18 protein-coding genes are annotated in these 19,202 nt (G+C 67.7%); 9 read left to right on the forward strand and 9 right to left on the reverse strand.

The features are described 5' to 3' along the window. Window positions 1-100: 100 nt before the first annotated feature. The 8 genes from bamA to pyrH form a co-directional block, all read right to left on the reverse strand. Window positions 101-2,392, reverse strand: a complete 2,292-nt coding sequence (gene bamA, locus LHP98_RS05005; RefSeq protein WP_227251372.1) for an outer membrane protein assembly factor BamA — start codon at window positions 2,390-2,392, stop codon at window positions 101-103. A 244-nt stretch (window positions 2,393-2,636) separates the two neighbouring features. Next, a complete protein-coding gene (locus tag LHP98_RS05010) occupies window positions 2,637-2,774 on the reverse strand; it encodes a hypothetical protein (RefSeq protein WP_227251373.1) in 138 nt (45 codons plus the stop codon). A gap of 74 nt (window positions 2,775-2,848) precedes the next feature. Next, window positions 2,849-4,174 (reverse strand): RIP metalloprotease RseP, encoded by a 1,326-nt coding sequence (gene rseP / locus LHP98_RS05015; RefSeq protein ID WP_227251374.1) that lies wholly within the window; start codon window positions 4,172-4,174, stop codon window positions 2,849-2,851. Further along, on the reverse strand, window positions 4,174-5,361 hold the full coding sequence (gene dxr, locus LHP98_RS05020; RefSeq protein ID WP_227251375.1) for a 1-deoxy-D-xylulose-5-phosphate reductoisomerase: 1,188 nt from the start codon (window positions 5,359-5,361) through the stop codon (window positions 4,174-4,176). Before dxr ends, rseP begins: the two co-directional genes overlap by 1 nt. Window positions 5,362-5,363: 2 nt before the next feature. Continuing rightward, window positions 5,364-6,173, reverse strand: a complete 810-nt coding sequence (locus tag LHP98_RS05025; protein WP_227251376.1) for a phosphatidate cytidylyltransferase — start codon at window positions 6,171-6,173, stop codon at window positions 5,364-5,366. Then, window positions 6,170-6,898 (reverse strand): polyprenyl diphosphate synthase, encoded by a 729-nt coding sequence (gene uppS / locus LHP98_RS05030; protein ID WP_227251377.1) that lies wholly within the window; start codon window positions 6,896-6,898, stop codon window positions 6,170-6,172. Before uppS ends, LHP98_RS05025 begins: the two co-directional genes overlap by 4 nt. A gap of 23 nt (window positions 6,899-6,921) precedes the next feature. Beyond that, entirely contained in the window at window positions 6,922-7,488 is a 567-nt protein-coding gene (gene frr, locus LHP98_RS05035) for a ribosome recycling factor (protein WP_227251378.1), read from the reverse strand. A gap of 192 nt (window positions 7,489-7,680) precedes the next feature. Beyond that, window positions 7,681-8,415: a UMP kinase gene (gene pyrH / locus LHP98_RS05040; protein ID WP_227251379.1), complete on the reverse strand. Its 735-nt coding sequence runs from the start codon at window positions 8,413-8,415 to the stop codon at window positions 7,681-7,683. 134 nt (window positions 8,416-8,549) lie between these two features. Between pyrH and miaA the strand changes: the two genes are divergently transcribed. The 9 genes from miaA (at window position 8,550) to aat (ending at window position 18,704) form a co-directional block, all read left to right on the forward strand. Beyond that, entirely contained in the window at window positions 8,550-9,431 is an 882-nt protein-coding gene (miaA, locus tag LHP98_RS05045) for a tRNA (adenosine(37)-N6)-dimethylallyltransferase MiaA (protein ID WP_413687423.1), read from the forward strand. A gap of 153 nt (window positions 9,432-9,584) precedes the next feature. Continuing rightward, window positions 9,585-10,382, forward strand: coding sequence for an AraC family transcriptional regulator (locus tag LHP98_RS05050; RefSeq protein WP_227251381.1), 798 nt, complete (start codon window positions 9,585-9,587; stop codon window positions 10,380-10,382). A gap of 246 nt (window positions 10,383-10,628) precedes the next feature. Continuing rightward, window positions 10,629-12,326 (forward strand): ABC transporter substrate-binding protein, encoded by a 1,698-nt coding sequence (locus tag LHP98_RS05055; protein WP_227251382.1) that lies wholly within the window; start codon window positions 10,629-10,631, stop codon window positions 12,324-12,326. Between the two features lie 110 nt (window positions 12,327-12,436). Then, window positions 12,437-13,525: an ABC transporter permease gene (locus tag LHP98_RS05060; RefSeq protein WP_227251383.1), complete on the forward strand. Its 1,089-nt coding sequence runs from the start codon at window positions 12,437-12,439 to the stop codon at window positions 13,523-13,525. A gap of 10 nt (window positions 13,526-13,535) precedes the next feature. Then, window positions 13,536-14,699 (forward strand): ABC transporter permease, encoded by a 1,164-nt coding sequence (locus LHP98_RS05065; RefSeq protein WP_227251384.1) that lies wholly within the window; start codon window positions 13,536-13,538, stop codon window positions 14,697-14,699. A 90-nt stretch (window positions 14,700-14,789) separates the two neighbouring features. After that, window positions 14,790-16,871 carry an ABC transporter ATP-binding protein gene (locus tag LHP98_RS05070; protein ID WP_227251385.1) on the forward strand — a complete coding sequence of 694 codons (2,082 nt, stop codon included), beginning with the start codon at window positions 14,790-14,792 and terminating at the stop codon, window positions 16,869-16,871. A gap of 37 nt (window positions 16,872-16,908) precedes the next feature. Beyond that, the gene (locus LHP98_RS05075; RefSeq protein WP_227251386.1) at window positions 16,909-17,361 is read left to right on the forward strand and encodes an Lrp/AsnC family transcriptional regulator; all 453 of its coding nucleotides are present in this window, start codon (window positions 16,909-16,911) and stop codon (window positions 17,359-17,361) included. Next, a complete protein-coding gene (locus tag LHP98_RS05080; RefSeq protein ID WP_227251562.1) occupies window positions 17,361-17,981 on the forward strand; it encodes a LysE family translocator in 621 nt (206 codons plus the stop codon). Before LHP98_RS05075 ends, LHP98_RS05080 begins: the two co-directional genes overlap by 1 nt. 69 nt (window positions 17,982-18,050) lie before the next feature. Continuing rightward, window positions 18,051-18,704, forward strand: a complete 654-nt coding sequence (gene aat / locus LHP98_RS05085; protein WP_227251387.1) for a leucyl/phenylalanyl-tRNA--protein transferase — start codon at window positions 18,051-18,053, stop codon at window positions 18,702-18,704. Here aat and LHP98_RS05090 read toward each other — a convergent pair. Continuing rightward, window positions 18,644-19,069: a DUF2155 domain-containing protein gene (locus LHP98_RS05090; protein WP_227251388.1), complete on the reverse strand. Its 426-nt coding sequence runs from the start codon at window positions 19,067-19,069 to the stop codon at window positions 18,644-18,646. The genes aat and LHP98_RS05090 overlap by 61 nt on opposite strands. Window positions 19,070-19,202 lie beyond the last annotated feature (133 nt).

Below are 19,202 nucleotides of genomic sequence, written 5' to 3' on the forward strand. Positions count from 1 at the left end.
GCGGCGGCAGACGGCAGTACAAGGAAAAGTCCCAGACCCGCCAGCGCGATGCTGCCACAGGCAGCGACAGCGCGGGCGGCCCGGGCGACAGGGACGCCCATCAGAACCTGGTCGAGACCGTCAGGTCGAAGGTCTGCTCCTTGTCGTAGTCCTCTTTCTTGACCGCCTTGCTGAAGTTGAACCGCAACGGGCCAACCGGCGTTTTCCACAGGAACGACAGGCCGACGACGACCCGAGGCTTGAAGCCGTCGTCCACGATCGCACCACCGAAGCCCGCGGTATCGTCCAGGCTCCAGACCGAGCCGACGTCCATGAAGGCGCCGCCGGTGATGCCGTATTCCTCGGGCAGGCCCAGCGGGAAATCGGCCTCGAGCCGGGCCACGGCAAAGGCGTTGCCCCCCAGCGCGTCCTGGTTGGACGCACCAAGGTCGCGCGGACCAAGGCCCTTGGGTTCGAAGCCGCGGACCTTGCCGTTGCCGAAGTAGCGGTCGGTCACCCGCGTGCCGACGTCGCCGAACGAATGGATGTAGCCGCCTTCGAAGATGGCGCGGAAGGTCACTTCCTCGTTGAAGGCCTTGCGCTCGGCCACCGCCAGCAGGCTGGATTCAAGGAACTTGGTGTCGCCGCCAAGGCCGCCGATCTCCTGGCCAAAGCGCAACAGCAAAGTGGAATCAGGGCTGAGGCCGGTGATCCGGTTGTCGTATTCGTAGCTATAGCCGATCGCGCTGGTCAGCAACACGCCGTCGCCATTGACCGCCTCTTCGGCCTGGATGATCGGCGAATCCCCGGTGTAGTCGTACAGTTCTTCCCGCGACAGCCGATAGGTCAGGTCCAGGCTGGACTGTTCGCCCAGCGGAAAGCCGATGCCGAAGGTGAACCCCGTGCTGGTGGTGCTGAACACCGCATAATCATTGTCCGACGTGCGGTGGTAGGCACCCACGGTGAACTTGAGGTCGCGCCCGAACAGCGCCGGCTCGGTAAAGCTGAAGGACGAATTCTGCGTGTCGGTGCCCGCGTTCAGGCTCAGCGACAGCGCCTGACCGCGGCCCAGGAAGTTCGTCTCCGAGAAGCTGATGTTGAACCCGGTGCCGCTGGCCACGCTGTAGCTGACGCCAAAGTTCAGCGAACCCGTGGGCTGTTCGGCGACGTCGACGTTGACCACCACCTGGTCGGGGGCGGTGCCCGGCTCGGCATTGACCTGGGCGTCCGAGAAGAAGCCAAGCGCCCGGATTCGTTCCGCCGACTGGCGAATCTCGCGCGGGTTGAAGGGGTCGCCCTCGACACTGCGGAACTGCCGGCGCACCACCTGGTCCAGCGTGGTGGCGTTGCCCTCGATGTCGATGCGCTCGACGAAGATGCGTTCGCCGCGGACGATGGCGAATTCGATGTCCACCGCCTGATTGCGGTCGTCGCGGGTGATCCGCGGCTCGACCCGGATGAAGTTCAGACCCTTCTTCAGGGCCAGGTTCTCCATCCGGGCGATGTTGGCGTCGATCAGCCCCGGATTGTAGGTCTGCCCGGTGCGGATCTTCTGCACCGCCACGAACTCGGCCGCGTCCAGGCCCTCGACCTCGGACACCGTCGACACGCCGCCGATGGTGTAGGACAGGCCTTCGCTGATGGTGAAGGTGACAAAGGTCGCATCGCGCTCGCGGCTGACTTCCGCCGTGGCGTCCATCACCTGAAAGTCGATGTATCCGCGCGAGCGGTAGAAATCGGTCAACAGCTGCTTGTCCAGATCCAGCCGCTCGGGGATGAAGGTGTCGCGCTGGATCAGCGCCCGCAGCGCGCCGGCCTGCTTGGTTTCCAGCACCTGGCGCAGCCGGCGGTCGGAAAACGCCTTGTTGCCGACGAAGGACAGCCGCTCGATCTCGACCACCTTGCCCTCGGTGATCTCGAACACCAGGTCCACCCGGTTGTCGGCCCGGCGGATGATCTTGGGCTCCACCGTCGCCGCCATGCGGCCGCGGGCGCGGTAGGCCTCGGCCAGGGTGGCGGCATCCGATTCGGCCGTTGACGGCGAATAGACCCGGCTCGACTGCGACTTCACCAGCGCGGCCAGTTCCTCGTCCTTGATCCGCTTGTTGCCTTCGAAGCTGATGACGTTGACGAAGGGGTATTCCTTCACCTTGATCACCAGGGTCGAACCCTGCGGAATCACCTCGACCGTCTCGAACAGGCCCGAGCCGACGATGCGCTGGTAGGCATCGTTCAGCGCCCCGGCCGAGACCTCGGCCCCGCGCTCGATTCCCGCATAGGCCACGATGGTCGGGGCATCGACGCGCTCATTGCCCTCGACCTTGACCGAGGAGAAGGCGAAGGTCTGCGCGAAGGCCGGCGTGAAGGTCGGGACCGAAAGCCCTGCGACACCAAGGAAAACCGTCGTGGCCATCAGGACGGCAGCAGTCCGGGGGCGCGCAATGCGACGCGATTGTCCGAAATTCACCCGATCCATTGCCCAGCCCCACGGTTCTTCTGTCTGAGGCAAGGGTTAGCCCGAAAGCCCAGCCTTGTCAAAAGGCTGCGGTCCTTGTGGATAACTTTGCCAGATATGGTAGCCGGCCAGTCTCGGAAGCCGTCTCAGGCGCCGTCTCGGGCCCCGCCTGCCCAAGCCGCAAATGGCCCCGCGGACGCGCCTAGTGGCCGACGATGGCGGTGCCCAGAAAGGCCCCGGCCAGCAGGCCCACGATCACGGTCCCGATGGTGAAAAGACGGTCGGCGTTCACCTTGAGCAGCAGCACCACGCCGGGAAAACGGTCTTGGACAAGTTGCATCTCAGCATCCTCTGAATAGCCTTCGGCTAGCGCCGGAATGCGGCAGGACTAAGGCGCCCGGAACCGGGTCGGCATCAGACGCAGGTCAGGTCGTTCCACAGCGCGAAAGCCATCAGCGACAGCAGGATCGTCAACCCCGCCATCATCAGCCCGCGCAGGATGCGGTCCGACGGCGGCCGGCCGGTCACCGCCTCGTAGGCGTAGAACACCAGATGGCCGCCGTCGAGCACCGGGATCGGCAGCAGGTTCAGGATGCCGACGCCCAGGCTCAGCACCGACAGCATGGTCACGAAGCTGACCCAGCCGACCTTGGCGGCATCGCCCATGATCTCGGCCATGCCGATCACGCCCGACATGCTGCAGGTGGAAATCTTGCCGGCGATCATGTGCGCCAGGCCCTGGAAGGTGGTGGTGACCTGCCCCCACATCTGCTCGCCGGTCAGTTTCACGGCCTCCCACGGGCCCGGCGTGCGGGTGGCCAGGTCGAAGGACAGGCCCGAGGCCAGGCCCATCATCCACTTGGTCTCGAACCCGCTGCCGTCGGGCAACGGAAGGTCGCGGCGGCGGGGCGTCAGGGTCAGATCGAAGGTCTGTCCCTCGCGCCAGACCGTCAGCGACACCGGCTGGCCGCCCGAGTTGAACACCACGTCCTGCAGGTCGGAAAAGGTGACAAGGTCGCGCCCGCCGGCGCGCAGGATCACGTCGCCTGCCTCGATGCCGGCGTCGATGGCCGCCGACTTGACCTGCACCGAGGAGACCAGCGCCGGCATCGGGTGCGGCGCGTCGAGCGTCATCTCCGCACCGTCGCGGCGGATGGTGAAGGCAATAGTCGGAGTGCGCGGCAGGGCCTGGAGGACCTTGTCGAAGGCCTGGGAATCGGGCGTCGGCGTGCCGTTCAGGGCCAGCACCACATCGCCCTCGCGCAGGGTCTGTGCGGCAGGAATGGGCAACAGCTTGCCCAGCGTCGGCTCTTCGCGCACCACGCCGGTGAACAGCAGCAGTCCGCCCAGCACCACGAAGGTCAGCAGGAAATTCGCCACCGGCCCTGCCGCCACGGTCGCGGTGCGCGCCCACAAGGGCGCCCCGGCCATGGTGTGACGACGCTCTGCGGGCGACAGGCCCGCGGTCTCGGCCCGGCGCACCGAAGAGGCATCGGCGTCGCCCAGGAACTTGACGTAGCCGCCGAAGGGAATCGCCGCCAGTTGCCACTTGGTGCCGCGCCGGTCGGTGCGCGAAAACAGCACCGGGCCGAAGCCCAGGCTGAACACCTCGGCATGGATGCCCGACCAGCGGCCGACAATGTAATGGCCATATTCGTGGATCGCGACGATGATCGACAGCGCGATGATGAAGAAGACAGCGGCCCAGGCCGTGCCCCCCAGCGCCCCGAGAATTTCCATCAAGCCCTGCCCTTCGCCCTGCCTGTGGCGGCCTCGGCCGCCCTTGTCCTTGCGAGATGGTCCATCGCAAGGACGTCCTCAAGGGTGATCGCGGTCTTTTCAAGGCCCGGACCGGCAGAAAGCCGGTCGAGCGTGTCCTCGACCACGCCCGACATGTCCATGAAGCCGATGCTTCCGGCCAGGAAATGATCCAGCGCGATCTCTTTCGCGGCGTTGAAGGCGGCGCCGGCCAGGCCGCGCAGTCGCATCACTTCGCGGCACAGCCGCAGCGCGGGGTAGCGGTCGGTGTCCGGGGCGCGGAAGGTCAGTTGCGCCAGTTGCGCCAGGTCCAGCCGGCGCACCGGCAGCTCCAGCCGGTCGGGCCAGTTCAGGGCGAAACCGATGGAATGGCGCATGTCGGGCGCGCCCATGTGCGCCATCAGCGCGCCGTCGCGAAAGCCGACCATGGAATGGATGATCGATTCGGGGTGGATGATGACCTCGATCCGGTCGGGGTCCACGCCGAAGAACTCGCGCGTCTCGATGACCTCCAGCGCCTTGTTGAACATGCTTGCGCTGTCGATGGTGATCCGCTGCCCCATCGACCAGTTGGGATGCGCCAGCGCCTCGGCGACGGTGGCCTTCGCCAGCTTTTCCGTCGGCCAGTCGCGCAGGGCGCCGCCGCTGGCGGTCAGGATGATCCGCTCGACCGCCTCCATGGGTTCGGCGGCCAGGGCCTGGAAGATGGCGGAATGCTCGCTGTCCACCGGCAGGATGCGCGCCTGGTGCGCCTTGGCGGTGGCCAGCAGCAACTGGCCCGCGGTGACCAGCGACTCCTTGTTCGCCAGCGCCAGCGTGGTGCCGTGCTGCAAGGCCCGCATGCCCGGCACCAGCCCCGCCGCGCCGACGATCGAGGACATGATCCAGTCGGCCGGGCGGTCGGCGGCTTCGGCAATCGCCTGCGGACCCGCGGCGGCCTCGGTTCCGCTGCCGCCGAGGGCGTCGCGCAGGGCGGGCAGTTGCACCTCGTCGGCGCAGACGGCGATCTCGGCCTTCAGCGACCGGGCAATCTCGGCCAGCCGCGCCACGTTGCGGCCGCCGGTGACGGCGACCGTCCGGAAGGCGGCAGGGCCGCCGGCGCGGGTGATCAGATCGACGGTCTGTTCGCCGATCGACCCGGTGACGCCAAAGATCGAGATTCGTCGCAAGGTCAGGGTGCTCCCGCCAGGCGTGCCAGGGGCACAAGGGGTTGCATCGCCATGACCAGAAGAACGGCCCCGGTCAACGCGTCAAATCGGTCCATCACCCCGCCGTGGCCGGGGATCAGCTGAGAGGAATCCTTCACCCCCGACCGCCGCTTGATCCAGCTTTCGCCGACGTCGCCCATCTGGCCGGCGAAGGCCACGAAGGGCGACAACAGCGGCAGGATCGCCGGGCCGTGGCCGGAAAGCCAGAAGCCAAGCCCGACCAGCGCCGCGCCGATCCAGCCCGCGGCGGTGCCCGACCAGGTCTTCTTCGGGCTGATCGCCGGCCAGAACTTCGGCCCGCCGATGATGCGGCCCGCGAAGTATCCTGCCACGTCCGAGACGATGACCACCGCCAGCAGCCACAGCAACGTCGCCGTGCCGGCCTCGTCGCGGATCACGAACAGCCCGTGCCCGGCGACCAGGATCGCCAGCGCAGTCAGGCCCGAGACGACCGGAAAGATGCGTGGGGTCAGCGCCATGGCCAGCGCCACCGGAGGAAACAGCAGCCAGGCCGGCATGGCGGGCACGCCTTCGTCGATCCCCAGCGCCAGCGCGCCGGCCAGCCCCAGCGCGAGCGGCAGCCAGGCCCGCCCGCCCTGGCCCGTCATCCGCGCCAGTTCCCAAAGCATCAGGCCGGAAAGGACGGCAACCAGCGCCAGGAAGACCAGCCCGCCCAGCCAGACATGCACCGCGCCAACCACCGCCAGCACCATCGCCGAGGCAAGCCGGGGGCCAAGGTCCGCCCAGCGGCCCGGGTCGCGCTGCTGGCTCACCGTTGCACCCCGCCGAATCGCCGCTCGCGGTTGCCAAAGCGCGCCAGGATCGCCTGCAGGTCGGCCGGCGCGAAATCCGGCCACAGCGTCTCGGTGAACTCGTATTCGGCATAGGCCGCCTGCCAGGGCAGGAAGTTCGACGTCCGCGTCTCGCCGCTGGTACGGATCACCAGGTCGGGGTCGGGCAGATCATGGGTGTCGAGCCGGGTCGAGAACGCCGCTTCGGTCAGGTCGGCGGGGTCGAACCTGCCCTCGGCGGCCTCCTGCGCCAGGCTGCGCAGGGCGCGGATGATCTCGTCCCGTCCGCCATAGTTGATCGCCACCGTCAGGTTCAGCCGGCGCAGATGTGCGGTGCGCGCCTCGATCCCGGACATCAGACGCTGCAATCTCGGCGCCAGACGGCTGCGGTCGCCGATGAACCGCATCCGGACACCTTCGGCGGCCATCGCATCGGCCTCGCGCTGGATGTAGCGGGCGAAGATCGCCATCAGGCCCAGCACTTCCTCGGTCGAGCGTTTCCAGTTCTCGGTCGAGAAGGCATAAAGCGTCAGCCATTCGATCCCCAGGTCGGGGGCGGCGCGGACGATTTCCTTCACCCGCTCGGCGCCCTTGCGGTGGCCCACAAGGCGCGGCCAGCCGCGGTTGGTGGCCCAGCGGCCGTTGCCGTCCATGATGATCGCGACGTGGCCCGCGTGTCGTGCCTGTCGTAGCGTGTCCGCGGGCATGGGCGCGGTCCTTTCCGGTCCGGTCAGACCTGCATGATCTCGTGCTGCTTGGCCTCAAGGGCCTGATCGACAAGCTTGATGTACTTGTCGGTCATCTCCTGCACCTCGTCCTCCCAGAACGAGGCATCGTCTTCGGAAAGGTGCTTGGACTTGGCCTTCTTGATCTGGTCCATGCCGTCGCGGCGCAGGTTGCGGATGGCGACGCGGGCGGTCTCGGCATAGTGGCCGGCGACCTTGGTCAGCTCGCGGCGACGCTCCTCGTTCAGCTCGGGGATCGGCAGCATGATGATGGTGCCGTTGAGCTGCGGGTTGATGCCCAGGCCGCTGTCGCGGATGGCCTTTTCCACCTTGGAGACCATGCCCTTGTCCCAGACGTTGATGGTGACCATGCGCGGCTCGGGCACGTTGATGGTGCCCAGCTGGTTGATCGGCGTCGGCTGGCCATAGGCATCGACATGGATCGGCTCCAGCATGGACCCCGAGGCGCGGCCGGTGCGGAGCGAGGCGAATTCGGTGCGCAGCGCGGCCAGCGCCCCGTCCATCCGGCGCGTCAGGTCATCGGTGTCGAGCATGAACTCTTCGGTCGACATCTGGTCTTTCCCCGTCAGATCGCCCCGATCCGGGGCCCTGCGCCGATATATGACGAAAGCTGTGGGTGGTATAGAGGGGGAAGGTTAACCGCGTGTTCCCGTCGCAGGGAATCGGCGCAGATCGGAATTCGAAGTCGAATTCCGTGCACGATTTCCGAAGTCGGAAATCGTCCGCCGCCGCCGCCGGGGCGCCTATCCGTCGACCCGCGTATAGGTGCCGTTGCCCGACAGGATGGTGCGGAATCCGCCGGGTTCGTCGAGGCTGAAGACGATGATCGGCAGCCGGTTGTCTCGGGCCAGCGCGATCGCGGTGGCATCCATCACGCCAAGGTGCTTTTCCAGCGCCTCGTCATAGCTGACGCGGTCGTAGCGCCTGGCGTCGGCGTGCTTCTTGGGGTCCTTGTCGTAGACGCCATCCACCTTGGTGCCCTTGAACACCGCCTCGCAGCCCATTTCCGATGCGCGCAGCGTGGCTGCGGTGTCGGTGGTGAAATAGGGGTTGCCGGTGCCGGCGGCAAAGATGCAGACGCGCTTCTTTTCCAGGTGGCGCACGGCGCGGCGGCGGATGTAGGGCTCGCAGACCTGGTCCATCGGGATGGCGCTGATGACGCGCGTGAAGACCCCGATGGCTTCCAGCGCCGATTGCATGGCCAGCGCGTTCATCACCGTGGCCAGCATTCCCATGTAGTCTGCCGTGGTGCGTTCCATTCCCTGGGCGGACCCTTGCAGCCCGCGGAAGATGTTGCCGCCACCGATCACCATGCAGACTTCCACCCCCATCTCATGGACCGCCTTCACCTCTTGCGCGATGCGGACGACGGTCGGCGGGTGCAGGCCATAGCCCTGGTTGCCCATCAGGGCCTCGCCCGAGATCTTGAGCATCACGCGGCCATACTTGACCCCCGGCTCGGCGGCTGGCTTCGACATGGTTCCCCCGTATCTTGCTGTGCTCTTGGATCGCGCCGCAAAATGCTGGAAAATGCCGGCAGGTTCAACCTGTGACTTGCGGCGGCAGCCGGGGGCTTCGCGCCCCCGGACCCCCGCGGGGTATTTAGGCCAAGATGAAGCCCGGGACGTTGAAGGCGATTTCGCGTGAGGCACCGGTGTTGATCGCCGGGCCGACCGCCAGCGGGAAGTCGGCGCTGGCGCTGGCGCTGGCGGCGCGCGACGGGCGGATTGTGGTGAATGCCGATGCGCTGCAGGTCTATGCCAACTGGCGCATCCTGACGGCGCGGCCGTCGCCGGCCGACGAGGCGGCGGTGCCGCATGCCCTGTATGGCCATGTCGGGCGGGACGCGGCCTGGTCCGCCGGGCACTGGCTGCGCGAGGTGGCGCCGCTGTTGTCACGTCCGGTGGTCATCGTCGGCGGCACGGGGCTGTATTTCCTGGCGCTGACCGAGGGGCTGGCCGAGGTGCCGCCGATCCCCGCCGCGGTGCGCGCCGAGGCGGATGCGCTGCGGGCGGGCGACTTCGCGGCGATGCGGGCGGGGCTGGATGCCGCCACGGCGGCGCGGATCGACCTGCGCAACCCGGCCCGGGTGCAACGGGCCTGGGAGGTGTTGCAGGCAACCGGGCGCGGTCTGGCCGACTGGCAGGCCGGGACCGGCGCGCCGCTGCTGCCGCCCGGCCAGGCCGAGGCGCTGGTCCTGCAGGCCGAGGTGGGCTGGCTGGACGACCGCATCGCGGCCCGGTTCGATGCGATGATGGCCGCCGGCGCGTTGCACGAGGTGCGGGCCGAACTGCCGTTCTGGGATCCGGGCCGGCCCTCGTCGCAGGCCATCGGGGCGGCCGAGCTGGTGGCGCATCTGCGCGGCGAAGCCGGGCTGGACGCGGCGGTGGCGGCGGCAAAGCTGGCCAGCCGGCGCTATGCCAAACGCCAGCGCACCTGGTTCCGGTCGCGGATGCGCCAGGCTTCGGGCTGGCGGGCACTGTCGTTGCCCTGAGACCCGGGTCGGCGCCTTTCCGCCCATCCACAGGCTTATACACAGGTTTCCGCAACGACGGTGGATAACTTTTCCGCCTTGCCTTCTTTTTGCTTTGGTGTTCGACAATTGGCGGCATAACCTGAGGTTGTCCGTCAACGGAATTCCGGCCTGATGCAAGAACTGACCGTGCCGTCCCAGCTGCGCCTCGTGGCCATCCCCCGGCTTGCCGCCGGCGGGCGCTGGAGGGTCGAGGCGATGCGCTCGCTCAGCGAGCCGTGCTTTCTGTGGTTCACCAAGGGCCAGGGCCGGATCACCTTGCAGGGCATGACCCGCGGCTACACCGCCCACAATGCGATCTTCATCCCGCCCGGCGTGATGCACGGGTTCGAGGCCGGGCCGACGGTGTTCGGCACCGCGATCTTCTTCGGCCGCAAGTGCGACGTGACCCTGCCGCAGGCGCCGCTGCACCTGCGCATCCGCGAAGTGCATGCCCAGCAGGAGTTGAACGTCCTGCTGGATTCGATCGGGCGCGAGATGGATGCCGATACCCCGGCGCATGACCGCGCCACCCGGCACTACCTGGGCCTGCTGGGTGTCTGGCTGGAGCGCCAGGCGAAGAAATCCGAATCAGAGGCGCCGAAGCCCGACGCCACCCGCCGGCTGGTCGCCCGCTACACCGCGCTTTTGGAACGCGACTTCCGTTCGGGCATGGGGGTGGCAGAGTTTGCCGCCGCGCTGGGGGTGACGCCGACCCACCTGACGCGCTGCTGCAAGGCCGCCTGCGGCCGCCCCGCCAGTGCGCTGCTGCAGGACCGCCGCATCTTCGAGGCGCGCAGACTGCTGGCCGAAACCCGCATTCCGGTGGGCCGCATCGCCGAAAGCCTGGGGTTCAACTCGGCCGCCTATTTCACCCGCGCCTTCCAGCACCTGACCGGCAAGTCTCCCACCGCCTTCCGCCGCGCCTGCTGACCCCCGCCCGCCGCGACCCGACCTGTTCCCGCCCGCACACGCCGCGCCGGTGTCGCGAATGCGTTGTCAGGCGTCTTTTACGGGCGTTGACGCAACGGCGAAAAACATGCGCAATGGCATTCGGAGGGGGAGAAGCGCCGGGCGGCATCAAGACCGCACCTGCAAAGGGGAAACCGGCCTGCGGCCTTTCGCATTTCGACGGCCGTTCCGGCCGCGGACAACGACGCCTGACAGGGAGAAAATGGAATGAAAGACACAGTTTCGGCCGAGACGTTGCATCCGGCCGCGCAGATGTATGCCCAGGAGGTGCGCGCCGGTCAGTTGAGCCGCCGCGAATTCCTGACCCGTGCCACCGCGCTGGGCCTGGCAGCCCCCGCCGCCTATGGCCTGCTGGGCCTGGACGCCCCCGCCTTCGCGCAGGATGCCCCGGTCGCCGGCGGCACGCTGCGGATGTCGATGGAGCTGAAGGCGCTCAAGGACCCGCGCACCGCCGACTGGAGCCAGATCGCCAACTACACCCGCGGCTGGCTGGAATACCTGGTCGAATACAACAACGACGGCTCGATCCGCGGCATGCTGCTGGAAGGCTGGGAAGCCAATGCCGACGCCACCGAATACACGCTCAAGGTGCGCCCCGGCGTGAAATGGTCGAACGGCGACGACTTCACCGCCGATGACGTGGTGGCCAACATCCTGCGCTGGTGCGACGGGCGGGTGCCCGGCAACTCGATGTCGGGCCGGATGTCGGCGCTGTGCGACGAGATCACCGAGACCCAGCCCGACCCCGCCGACGCCACCAAGACGGTCGAGGTCAAGATCCTGCAGCCGCGCGAAGGCGCGGTGACGGCAGTGGACGCCGGCAGCGTCCTGCTCAAACTGAAGGCCCCCGACATCACCATCATCGCCGGCATGGCCGACTATCCGGCCGCCGTGGTGCACAAATCCTATGACAACGGCGATCCGATGACGACGCCGGGCACCGGCCCCTTCAAGCCCGAAACCTTCGAAGTCGGGGTCAAGGCGGTGCTGGTGAAATCCGACCAGCCCTGGTGGGGCACCGCGGTCTATGGCGGGCCCTGGCTGGACCGCGTCGAATACATCGACCTCGGCACCGACCCCTCGGCCGAAGTCAACGCCGCCGCCTCGGGCGAGATCGACGCCACCTACCAGTCGACCGGTGACTTCATCGGCCAGCTTGACGGGCTGGGCTGGATGAAGACCGAAGCCGTCACCTCGGCCACCCTTGCGGTGCGCTTCAACCAGCTGGCCGAGGAATACAAGGACGTCAACGTCCGCAAGGCCCTGGTGCAATGCGTCGACAACGCGGTGGTGCTTGAGCTTGGCTATTCCGGCCTTGGCACCGTGGCGGAAAACCACCACGTCTGCCCGATCCACCCGGAATACTTCGCGCTGCCGCCGCTGGTGGTGGACCCCGCCGCCGGCAAGGCCGCCATCGCCGCCGCCGGAATGGCCGACCACGAGTTCGAGCTGATCTCGCTGGACGACGCCTGGCAGGCCGCCACCTGCGACGCCGTCGCCGCCCAGATCCGCGACGCCGGCATCAACATCAAGCGCACCGTGCTGCCCGGCTCGACCTTCTGGAACGACTGGACCAAGTTCCCCTTCAGCGCCACCGAATGGAACATGCGCCCGCTGGGCGTGCAGGTTCTGGCGCTGGCCTATCGGACGGGCGAGGCCTGGAACGAAAGCGCCTTCTCCAACGCCGAGTTCGATGAACTGCTGGGCAAGGCCATGTCGGTTGCCGACGCGGCCGAGCGGTCCAAGCTGATGGAGCGGGTCGAGCAGATCATGCAGGAACAGGGCGTGATGGTGCAGTCCTACTGGCGCTCGCTCTACCGCCACGCCGATGCCAAGGTGAAGGATTGCGACATGCATGCCACCTTCGAGCATCATCACTACAAGTGGTGGATGGCCGCCGCCTGATCGGGCGCGCGATCTGAACAGCCGGGGGAGAGGCACCGCCCCTCCCCCGACCCTTCCCTGTTCCCGTCTCGGCCCCGCCCGCCCTTGCGCGCCAAGGGAAAGGAGATGCCATGCTCGCCTTCGTCCTGCGCCGCCTGGGCGTGATGCTGCTGACGGCGCTTGCGCTGACCTTCATCGTCTTTGCGCTGACCAACCTGCAGCCCAACCTGGAAAAGCTGGCCAAGTCCGAGGCCTCGGTCCGGATGAGCGACGATGCCGTGCGCGCCTGGCTGTCCGAGAACGGCTATTCCGGCACGATGATCTCGCGCTATGGCCAATGGCTGGGGGTGCTGCCGGGCTGGACCGGGGCCACCGCCGACGGCACCGCCACCGGGCGCTGCGTCGAGAGGGGCGTCGCGGCCGAGGCGACACCCCGCTTCTGCGGCATCCTGCAAGGCGACTGGGGCCAGTCCACCGTGTTCAAGAAACCGGTGCTGGACATGCTGGGCCGCGCCTTGGGCCATACCGGCTGGCTGATGCTGGCGGTGATGCTGGTCATGGTGCCGACCGCCCTCTTGATCGGCGTGCTGGCCGGCATGCGCGAAGGATCAAAGACCGACCGTGTGCTGTCCACCGCCGCCATCGCCACCACCGCCACGCCGGAATACGTCTCGGGCGTGATCTTCATCGCGCTCTTTGCCAGCGCCACCGCCGGCATCTCTCCGCTTCTGGTCGAATGGGGCTGGCTGACCGGCCGCAAGACACTGTTCCAGGGCACCGCGACCAGCGCCATGGACGACATCACCTTCTGGAACTTCGCCCTGCCGGTGATGACCATCGCGCTTTACGGCATCGGCTACATCGCCCGGATGACCCGGGCCTCGATGACCGAGGTGATGACCCAGCAATACATCCGCACCGCGCGGCTGAAAGGCGTCGGCTTCGGCCAGGTGGTGATGAAACACGCCCTGCGCAACGCCCTGATCGCCCCCTTCACGGTGATCATGCTGCAGTTTCCCTGGCTGCTGAACGGCGTGGTCATCGTTGAGACCCTCTTCAACTACAAGGGCTTCGGCTGGACGCTGGTGCAGGCCGCCGGCAACAACGACATCGACATGCTGCTGGCCTGTTCGGTGGTCGCGGTCTTCGTCGTCCTCTTGACCCAGCTGATCTCGGACATCGGCTATGTCTTCCTCAACCCCCGCATCCGGCTAAGCTGAGGAGACCGCGATGGAACCGCTTTCCTGGGGCGCCATCTTCGCCAAGGCCGCGATGCAGTTCTGGCCGGTCTGGGCGGCGATGCTGGTCACCTTCTTTCTCTCGACCGCGCTCAAGCGCCGGCTGGGGCTCTATGGCAAGCTGTTCGATTCCACCGTGGGAATGTTCGGCTTCGGCATCGTCACCTTCTGGGTCTTCACCGCCGTCTTTGCCGACCAGATCATCACCCACGACCCGCTAGCGCAGCTGTCGGGCATGAAGAACGCCCTGCCCGGCATGGCCGTGAAGTCCCCGGCCGAAGGTGGCTATCCCTTCTACCTCTTCGGCGGCGACAGCCTGGCCCGCGACGTGTTTTCCCGCATGGTGATGGGGGCGCGCGACGTGCTCAAGATCGCCCCCGCCGCCACCGTCTTCGCCTTCATGGTGGGCGTGACGCTGGGCCTGCCGGCGGGCTACTTCGGCGGCAAGCTGGATACCTTCCTCAGCTTTCTGGCCAACCTCGTCCTCGCCTTCCCGGTGATCCTGCTGTTCTACCTCCTGGTGACGCCCGAGATCGTGCAGACCGGCATCCCGGTGATCTTCGCGGCCATCCTCTTCGTCTTTCCGATCGTGTTCTTCACCATCCTGTTCAACTCGCGCTTCCACATGAACCCGGCCAAGCGCAACCTCTACGTCGGCCTGACCCTCGCCCTCGGCCTCTGGGCCTACTCGGGCCTGGCCTTCAACGCCGATCCGGTGGGCCTCTTCTCGATGGACCCGAACCTCCTCAACGTCTTCGTCTCGGTGGTCTTCGTGAACTCGCCCGGCGTCTTCCGCATCGTCCGCGGTCTGGTGATGGACATCAAGGCCCGCGACTACGTCGCCGCCGGCCAGACCCGCGGCGAAAGTTCGTGGTACATCATGCTGTGGGAAATCCTTCCCAACGCCCGTGGGCCGCTGATCGTCGATTTCTGCCTGCGCATCGGCTACACCACCATCCTTCTGGGCACGCTGGGCTTCTTCGGCCTCGGCGTCAGCCCCGAATCCCCCGACTGGGGCTCGACCATCGACGACGGCCGCAAACTGCTCGCCATCTTCCCCCACGCCGCCGTCGTCCCCGCCCTCGCCCTGATGAGCCTGGTCCTCGGCCTCAACCTCCTCGCCGACGGGTTGCGCGAAGAAAGCCTGAAGGACTGACCCCATGCCGCCTGCTGCTTTCATCTGTCCCTAAATATCCCGGGGGTCCGGGGGCTGGCCCCCGGTCCCACGCCGCCACAGGAGACCCGAATGGAAGACTGGGACCCCTCGAAGCCGATCCTTGAAATCGAGAACCTCTCGATCAGCTTCTTCACCCGCCTGCGCGAGATTCCCGCGGTGATGGATTTCTCCTGCACCGTCATGGCCGGCGAGGCGATGGGGCTGGTCGGCGAATCCGGCTGCGGCAAGTCCACCGTGGCCCTTGCCGTCATGCGCGACCTTGGCAAGACCGGGCGCATCACCGGCGGCTCGATCCGTTTCAAGGGCCGCGACCTGACCCGGCTCTCCGAGGAAGAGCTGCGCCACATCCGCGGCTCCGAGATCGCGATGATCTACCAGGAACCCATGGCCTCGCTGAACCCGGCGATGAAGGTCGGCGCGCAACTGGCCGAGGTGCCGGTCATCCACCAAAACATGGCCAAGGCCGAGGCCTGGGCGCTGGCCCGCCAGATCGTCGCCGATGTGCGCCTGCCCGACCCCGACCGCATCCTGAACGCCTACCCGCACCAGCTGTCGGGCGGCCAGCAACAGCGCATCGTCATCGCCATGGCGCTGATGGCCAAGCCTGCACTCCTGATCCTGGACGAACCCACCACCGCGCTCGACGTCACTGTCGAAGCCGGCATCGTCGATCTGGTCAAGGACCTCGGCGCCAAATACGGCACCTCGATGCTGTTCATCAGCCACAACCTCGGCCTTGTCCTCGATGTCTGCGACCGCATCTGCGTGATGTACTCCGGCGAGGCGGTCGAAACCGGCAATGTCGAGGAAGTCTTCACCTCGATGCGCCACCCCTATACCCAGGCCCTCTTCCGCTCGATCCCGCTGCCCGGCGCCGACAAGAACGCCCGGCCCCTGATCAGCATCCCCGGCAACTTCCCCCTGCCCCACGAACGCCCCCCCGGGTGCAACTTCGGCCCCCGCTGCGACTATTTCGAAAAGGGCCGCTGCGACGCCGCCGACGTCCCGATGGAGACCGTCCCCGACGCCCACCGCCACGAAAGCCGCTGCCGGAAGTGGCGCGAGATCGACTGGCAGGCCCCGCCCAAGGCCCGCATCGCCAAGGAAAAGCTGCCCTTCGGCAAGGTCGTCCTTCGCATGGACGACCTCAAGAAATACTACTCGGTCTCGACCGGCGCCTTCGGCGGCGGCTCGAAAAAGGTGGTCAAGGCCAATGAGACCCTCAGCTTCGAGGCCCGCGAAGGCGAAACCCTGGCCATCGTCGGCGAAAGCGGCTGCGGCAAGTCCACCTTCGCCAAGGTGCTGATGGGGCTGGAAACCGCCACCTCCGGCCAGATCATGCTGTTTGACGAAAACGTCCAGTCCACCCCGATCCAGAAGCGCGGCGCCGACACCGTCAGCCAGGTGCAGATGGTGTTCCAGAACCCCTTCGACACGCTGAACCCGTCGATGACCGTCGGCCGCCAGATCATCCGCGCACTGGAAGTGTTTCGCAAAGGCGACAACGACGCCGACCGCCAGCGCATGATGCTGGACCTGATGGACCTGGTGAAACTGCCCCGCGCCTTTGCCGAACGGATGCCCCGCCAGCTGTCGGGCGGCCAGAAGCAGCGCGTCGGCATCGCCCGCGCCTTCGCCGGCGGCGCCAAGGTGGTGGTGGCGGATGAGCCGGTCAGCGCGCTGGACGTCAGCGTCCAGGCCGCCGTGACCGACCTTCTGATGGACATCCAGCGCGAAAACCGTACCACGCTTCTGTTCATCAGCCACGACCTCTCGATCGTGCGCTACCTCGCCGACCGGGTCATGGTGATGTATCTGGGCCATGTGGTGGAAATGGGCACCACCGAGCAGGTCTTTTCGCCCCCCTACCACCCCTATACCGAGGCCCTGCTTTCCGCCGTCCCCATCGCCGACCCGACCGTCGTGCGCAAACGCATCGTGCTGGAAGGCGAGATCCCCTCGGCGATGAACCCGCCCCCCGGCTGCCCGTTCCAGACCCGCTGCCGCTGGAAGGTGCAGGTGCCGGGCGGCTTGTGCGACACCGAACTTCCCCCGGTGCGCGATCTGGGCGAGCATCACCAGATCAAGTGCCACCTGTCGGCCGAAGTGCTGGCCACGATGGAGCCGGTGATCAAGGTCGCCGCCGAATAGGGCTTGACGCCCCCATGTCGCCGCATATCTTGCGGCCATGGATGAGATTGACCGCAGAATCATCGGCCTTCTGGCCGAAGACGCCCGCCGCGCCCTGGCCGACATCGGCGCCGCCGTGGGCCTGTCCGCCTCGGCGGTGAATGACCGCATCCACCGGCTGCAGGCGCAAGGCGCGATCCGCCGCTTCACCGTCGATGCCGACCCCGCCGCCCTGGGCCTGCCGGTGCTGGCCTTCGCCTGGATCGCCCTGCGCGATGGCGCGGATGAACCTGCCTTCCGCGCCTTTGCCGCCGCCCACCCGGCGGTGATCGAATGCCACCACGTCACCGGCCCCTGGTCCTATCTCTTGAAACTGCGACTGCCGGCCCTTTCCGCCGTGGAAACCGTGCTGGCCGACCTCAAGGCGCAGGGGTCCCTCGGCCGCAGCGAAACCATCCTCGCCCTGTCCTCGGCCGTCGAAGGCGCCCACGTGCCCCGGGGCGCCGCGTGATGCTGTTCTGGAAAAGCCTGCTGCTGGGCCTTGCCGTGGCCGCCCCGCTTGGCCCCATCGGGGCGCTCTGCATCAACCGAACGCTCGACCGCGGCTTTCGCGCCGGGGTCGCCGGGGGCCTTGGCACCGCGCTGGCCGATGCGCTGTACGCCAGCCTTGCCGCCGCCGGTTTCGCGGCCTTCGCCAGCCTGCTGGCCCGCGTGCAGCTTCCGCTCATGGTCGCGGGCGGACTGTTCCTGCTCTGGCTGGGCGCGCAATCCCTGCGCCCCCGCCCGGCCCGCCCCGCGGCCCAGGTCGGCGCCCGCGACCTTCTCGGCACCACCGCCGCCACCTTCGCGCTGACCATGGCCAACCCGATGACCATCCTCAGCTTCGCCGCCCTTTTCGCCGGCCTCGGCCTTGCCGCTGCCGCCGGACCGGGCGCGGCGATGCTGGTGGTCGCCGGAGTGTTCTGCGGCTCGATGCTGTGGTGGGTGCTGCTGTCCGGTGGCGTCGCCCTGGCGCGCCACCGCCTGCCTCCGGCCTTCGCCCTCTGGACCGCCCGCGCTTCGGGCGCCGTGCTCATCGGATTTGCAGTCTGGGCGCTGGTTTCCGCCGCGCGCACCGCCTGGGCCGCCTGACGCCTTGCCCGCTGTTGGCCGCCTGCCCGTAGCCGTGCTAGCTGTCGGAAAATGCCTTTCCGGTTCACAATGGACGCCGCCCTTCTGACATCCGACCATCTTCTGCGCGGCTATGCCATGGGCATCTTTCCCATGGCGGAATCGCGTGACGACCCGCAGGTCCACTGGATCGACCCGCGCCGCCGGGGCATCCTGCCGCTGGACGGCTTCCACATCTCGCGCAAGCTGGCGCGCCGCATTCGCCGGGCTGACTGGCAGGTGCGCGCCGATACCGCCTTTGCGGCCGTGGTGCAGGCTTGCGCCGAGCGGGATGAGACCTGGATCAGCGACCGCATCCTGGCGCTGTACGTTGCCCTCCACGACCGCGGCTTTGCCCATTCGGTCGAGGTCTGGGAGGGGGACGAACTGGTCGGCGGGGTCTATGGCGTGACGCTGGGCGCAGCGTTCTTTGGTGAATCGATGTTCTCGCGCCGGACGGATGCGTCAAAGCTGGCGCTGGCCTGGACGGTCCACCGCCTGCGTGCCGGGGGCTTCACGCTGTTCGACACCCAGTTCCTGACGCCGCACCTTGCCTCGCTGGGCGGTGTCGAGATTTCCCGGGAAGACTATCATCGCCGCCTGGCCCGTGCCCGGCAACGGGCCGCGGATTTCGCGCCGCCGGGCTACGGCCCCTCGCCGTCCGAGGTGGCCGCGGGGTCCTCTGCGGTGTCGGGCGGGGCATAGCCCGGCACCAGGCAGCGCAGCACCCAGACATCGTAGCGCGGGTGGTCCATGGCGGAAAGCGCGGGCGACGAGGCCAGCATCCAGCCGGTGAAGACCGGCCCCTCGCGCGAACTGTCGACGATGGTCAGGTGCGCCTCGGCCTCGGCGGCGGGGTTGTCCTGCGGGTAGCGGCAGGCGTCCAGCTGGATCGTCAGCCGCCCGTTCGAGGCAGACTGCCCGCGCTGCAACTCCAGATCGCCGGTCTCTCCGGTCAGCTTGTCCAGCCAGCGCACCAGACCGCCTTCGGCCTCGGCATAGCCCTGCGCCTGGGCCGGCAGCAGCCCCGCAAGCACCAGCGCCGCCGCCAGACCAAGGCCACGGATCATGGTGCCGCATCCTTCGCGGGGGGCACGACCGGCGGCTCCGGCATGGGCTCGGCCGGCGCTTCCTCGGGCACGTCGGCGGGCGCCTCTTCGGGGATATCGGCGGGCGCCTCTTCGGGCGGCTCTGCCGGCGCGG

This window comes from Rhodobacter sp. Har01 (genome assembly GCF_020564565.1).
Taxonomy (GTDB): Bacteria; Pseudomonadota; Alphaproteobacteria; order Rhodobacterales; family Rhodobacteraceae; genus Pseudogemmobacter.

Excerpts from the sequence above, each read along its gene's own strand:
- bamA (WP_227251372.1), bottom strand. The coding sequence starts at position 2,392 with ATGGCCACGACGGTTTTCCTTGGTGTCGCAGGGCTTTCGGTCCCGACC.
- LHP98_RS05065 (WP_227251384.1), top strand. The coding sequence starts at position 13,536 with ATGGAACCGCTTTCCTGGGGCGCCATCTTCGCCAAGGCCGCGATGCAG.
- LHP98_RS05070 (WP_227251385.1), top strand. The coding sequence starts at position 14,790 with ATGGAAGACTGGGACCCCTCGAAGCCGATCCTTGAAATCGAGAACCTC.
- LHP98_RS05075 (WP_227251386.1), top strand. The coding sequence starts at position 16,909 with ATGGATGAGATTGACCGCAGAATCATCGGCCTTCTGGCCGAAGACGCC.
- frr (WP_227251378.1), bottom strand. The coding sequence starts at position 7,488 with ATGTCGACCGAAGAGTTCATGCTCGACACCGATGACCTGACGCGCCGG.
- LHP98_RS05080 (WP_227251562.1), top strand. The coding sequence starts at position 17,361 with ATGCTGTTCTGGAAAAGCCTGCTGCTGGGCCTTGCCGTGGCCGCCCCG.
- LHP98_RS05060 (WP_227251383.1), top strand. The coding sequence starts at position 12,437 with ATGCTCGCCTTCGTCCTGCGCCGCCTGGGCGTGATGCTGCTGACGGCG.
- LHP98_RS05050 (WP_227251381.1), top strand. The coding sequence starts at position 9,585 with ATGCAAGAACTGACCGTGCCGTCCCAGCTGCGCCTCGTGGCCATCCCC.
- uppS (WP_227251377.1), bottom strand. The coding sequence starts at position 6,898 with ATGCCCGCGGACACGCTACGACAGGCACGACACGCGGGCCACGTCGCG.
- LHP98_RS05090 (WP_227251388.1), bottom strand. The coding sequence starts at position 19,069 with ATGATCCGTGGCCTTGGTCTGGCGGCGGCGCTGGTGCTTGCGGGGCTG.
- miaA (WP_413687423.1), top strand. The coding sequence starts at position 8,550 with ATGAAGCCCGGGACGTTGAAGGCGATTTCGCGTGAGGCACCGGTGTTG.
- pyrH (WP_227251379.1), bottom strand. The coding sequence starts at position 8,415 with ATGTCGAAGCCAGCCGCCGAGCCGGGGGTCAAGTATGGCCGCGTGATG.
- rseP (WP_227251374.1), bottom strand. The coding sequence starts at position 4,174 with ATGGAAATTCTCGGGGCGCTGGGGGGCACGGCCTGGGCCGCTGTCTTC.
- LHP98_RS05055 (WP_227251382.1), top strand. The coding sequence starts at position 10,629 with ATGAAAGACACAGTTTCGGCCGAGACGTTGCATCCGGCCGCGCAGATG.
- aat (WP_227251387.1), top strand. The coding sequence starts at position 18,051 with ATGGACGCCGCCCTTCTGACATCCGACCATCTTCTGCGCGGCTATGCC.
- LHP98_RS05010 (WP_227251373.1), bottom strand. The coding sequence starts at position 2,774 with ATGCAACTTGTCCAAGACCGTTTTCCCGGCGTGGTGCTGCTGCTCAAG.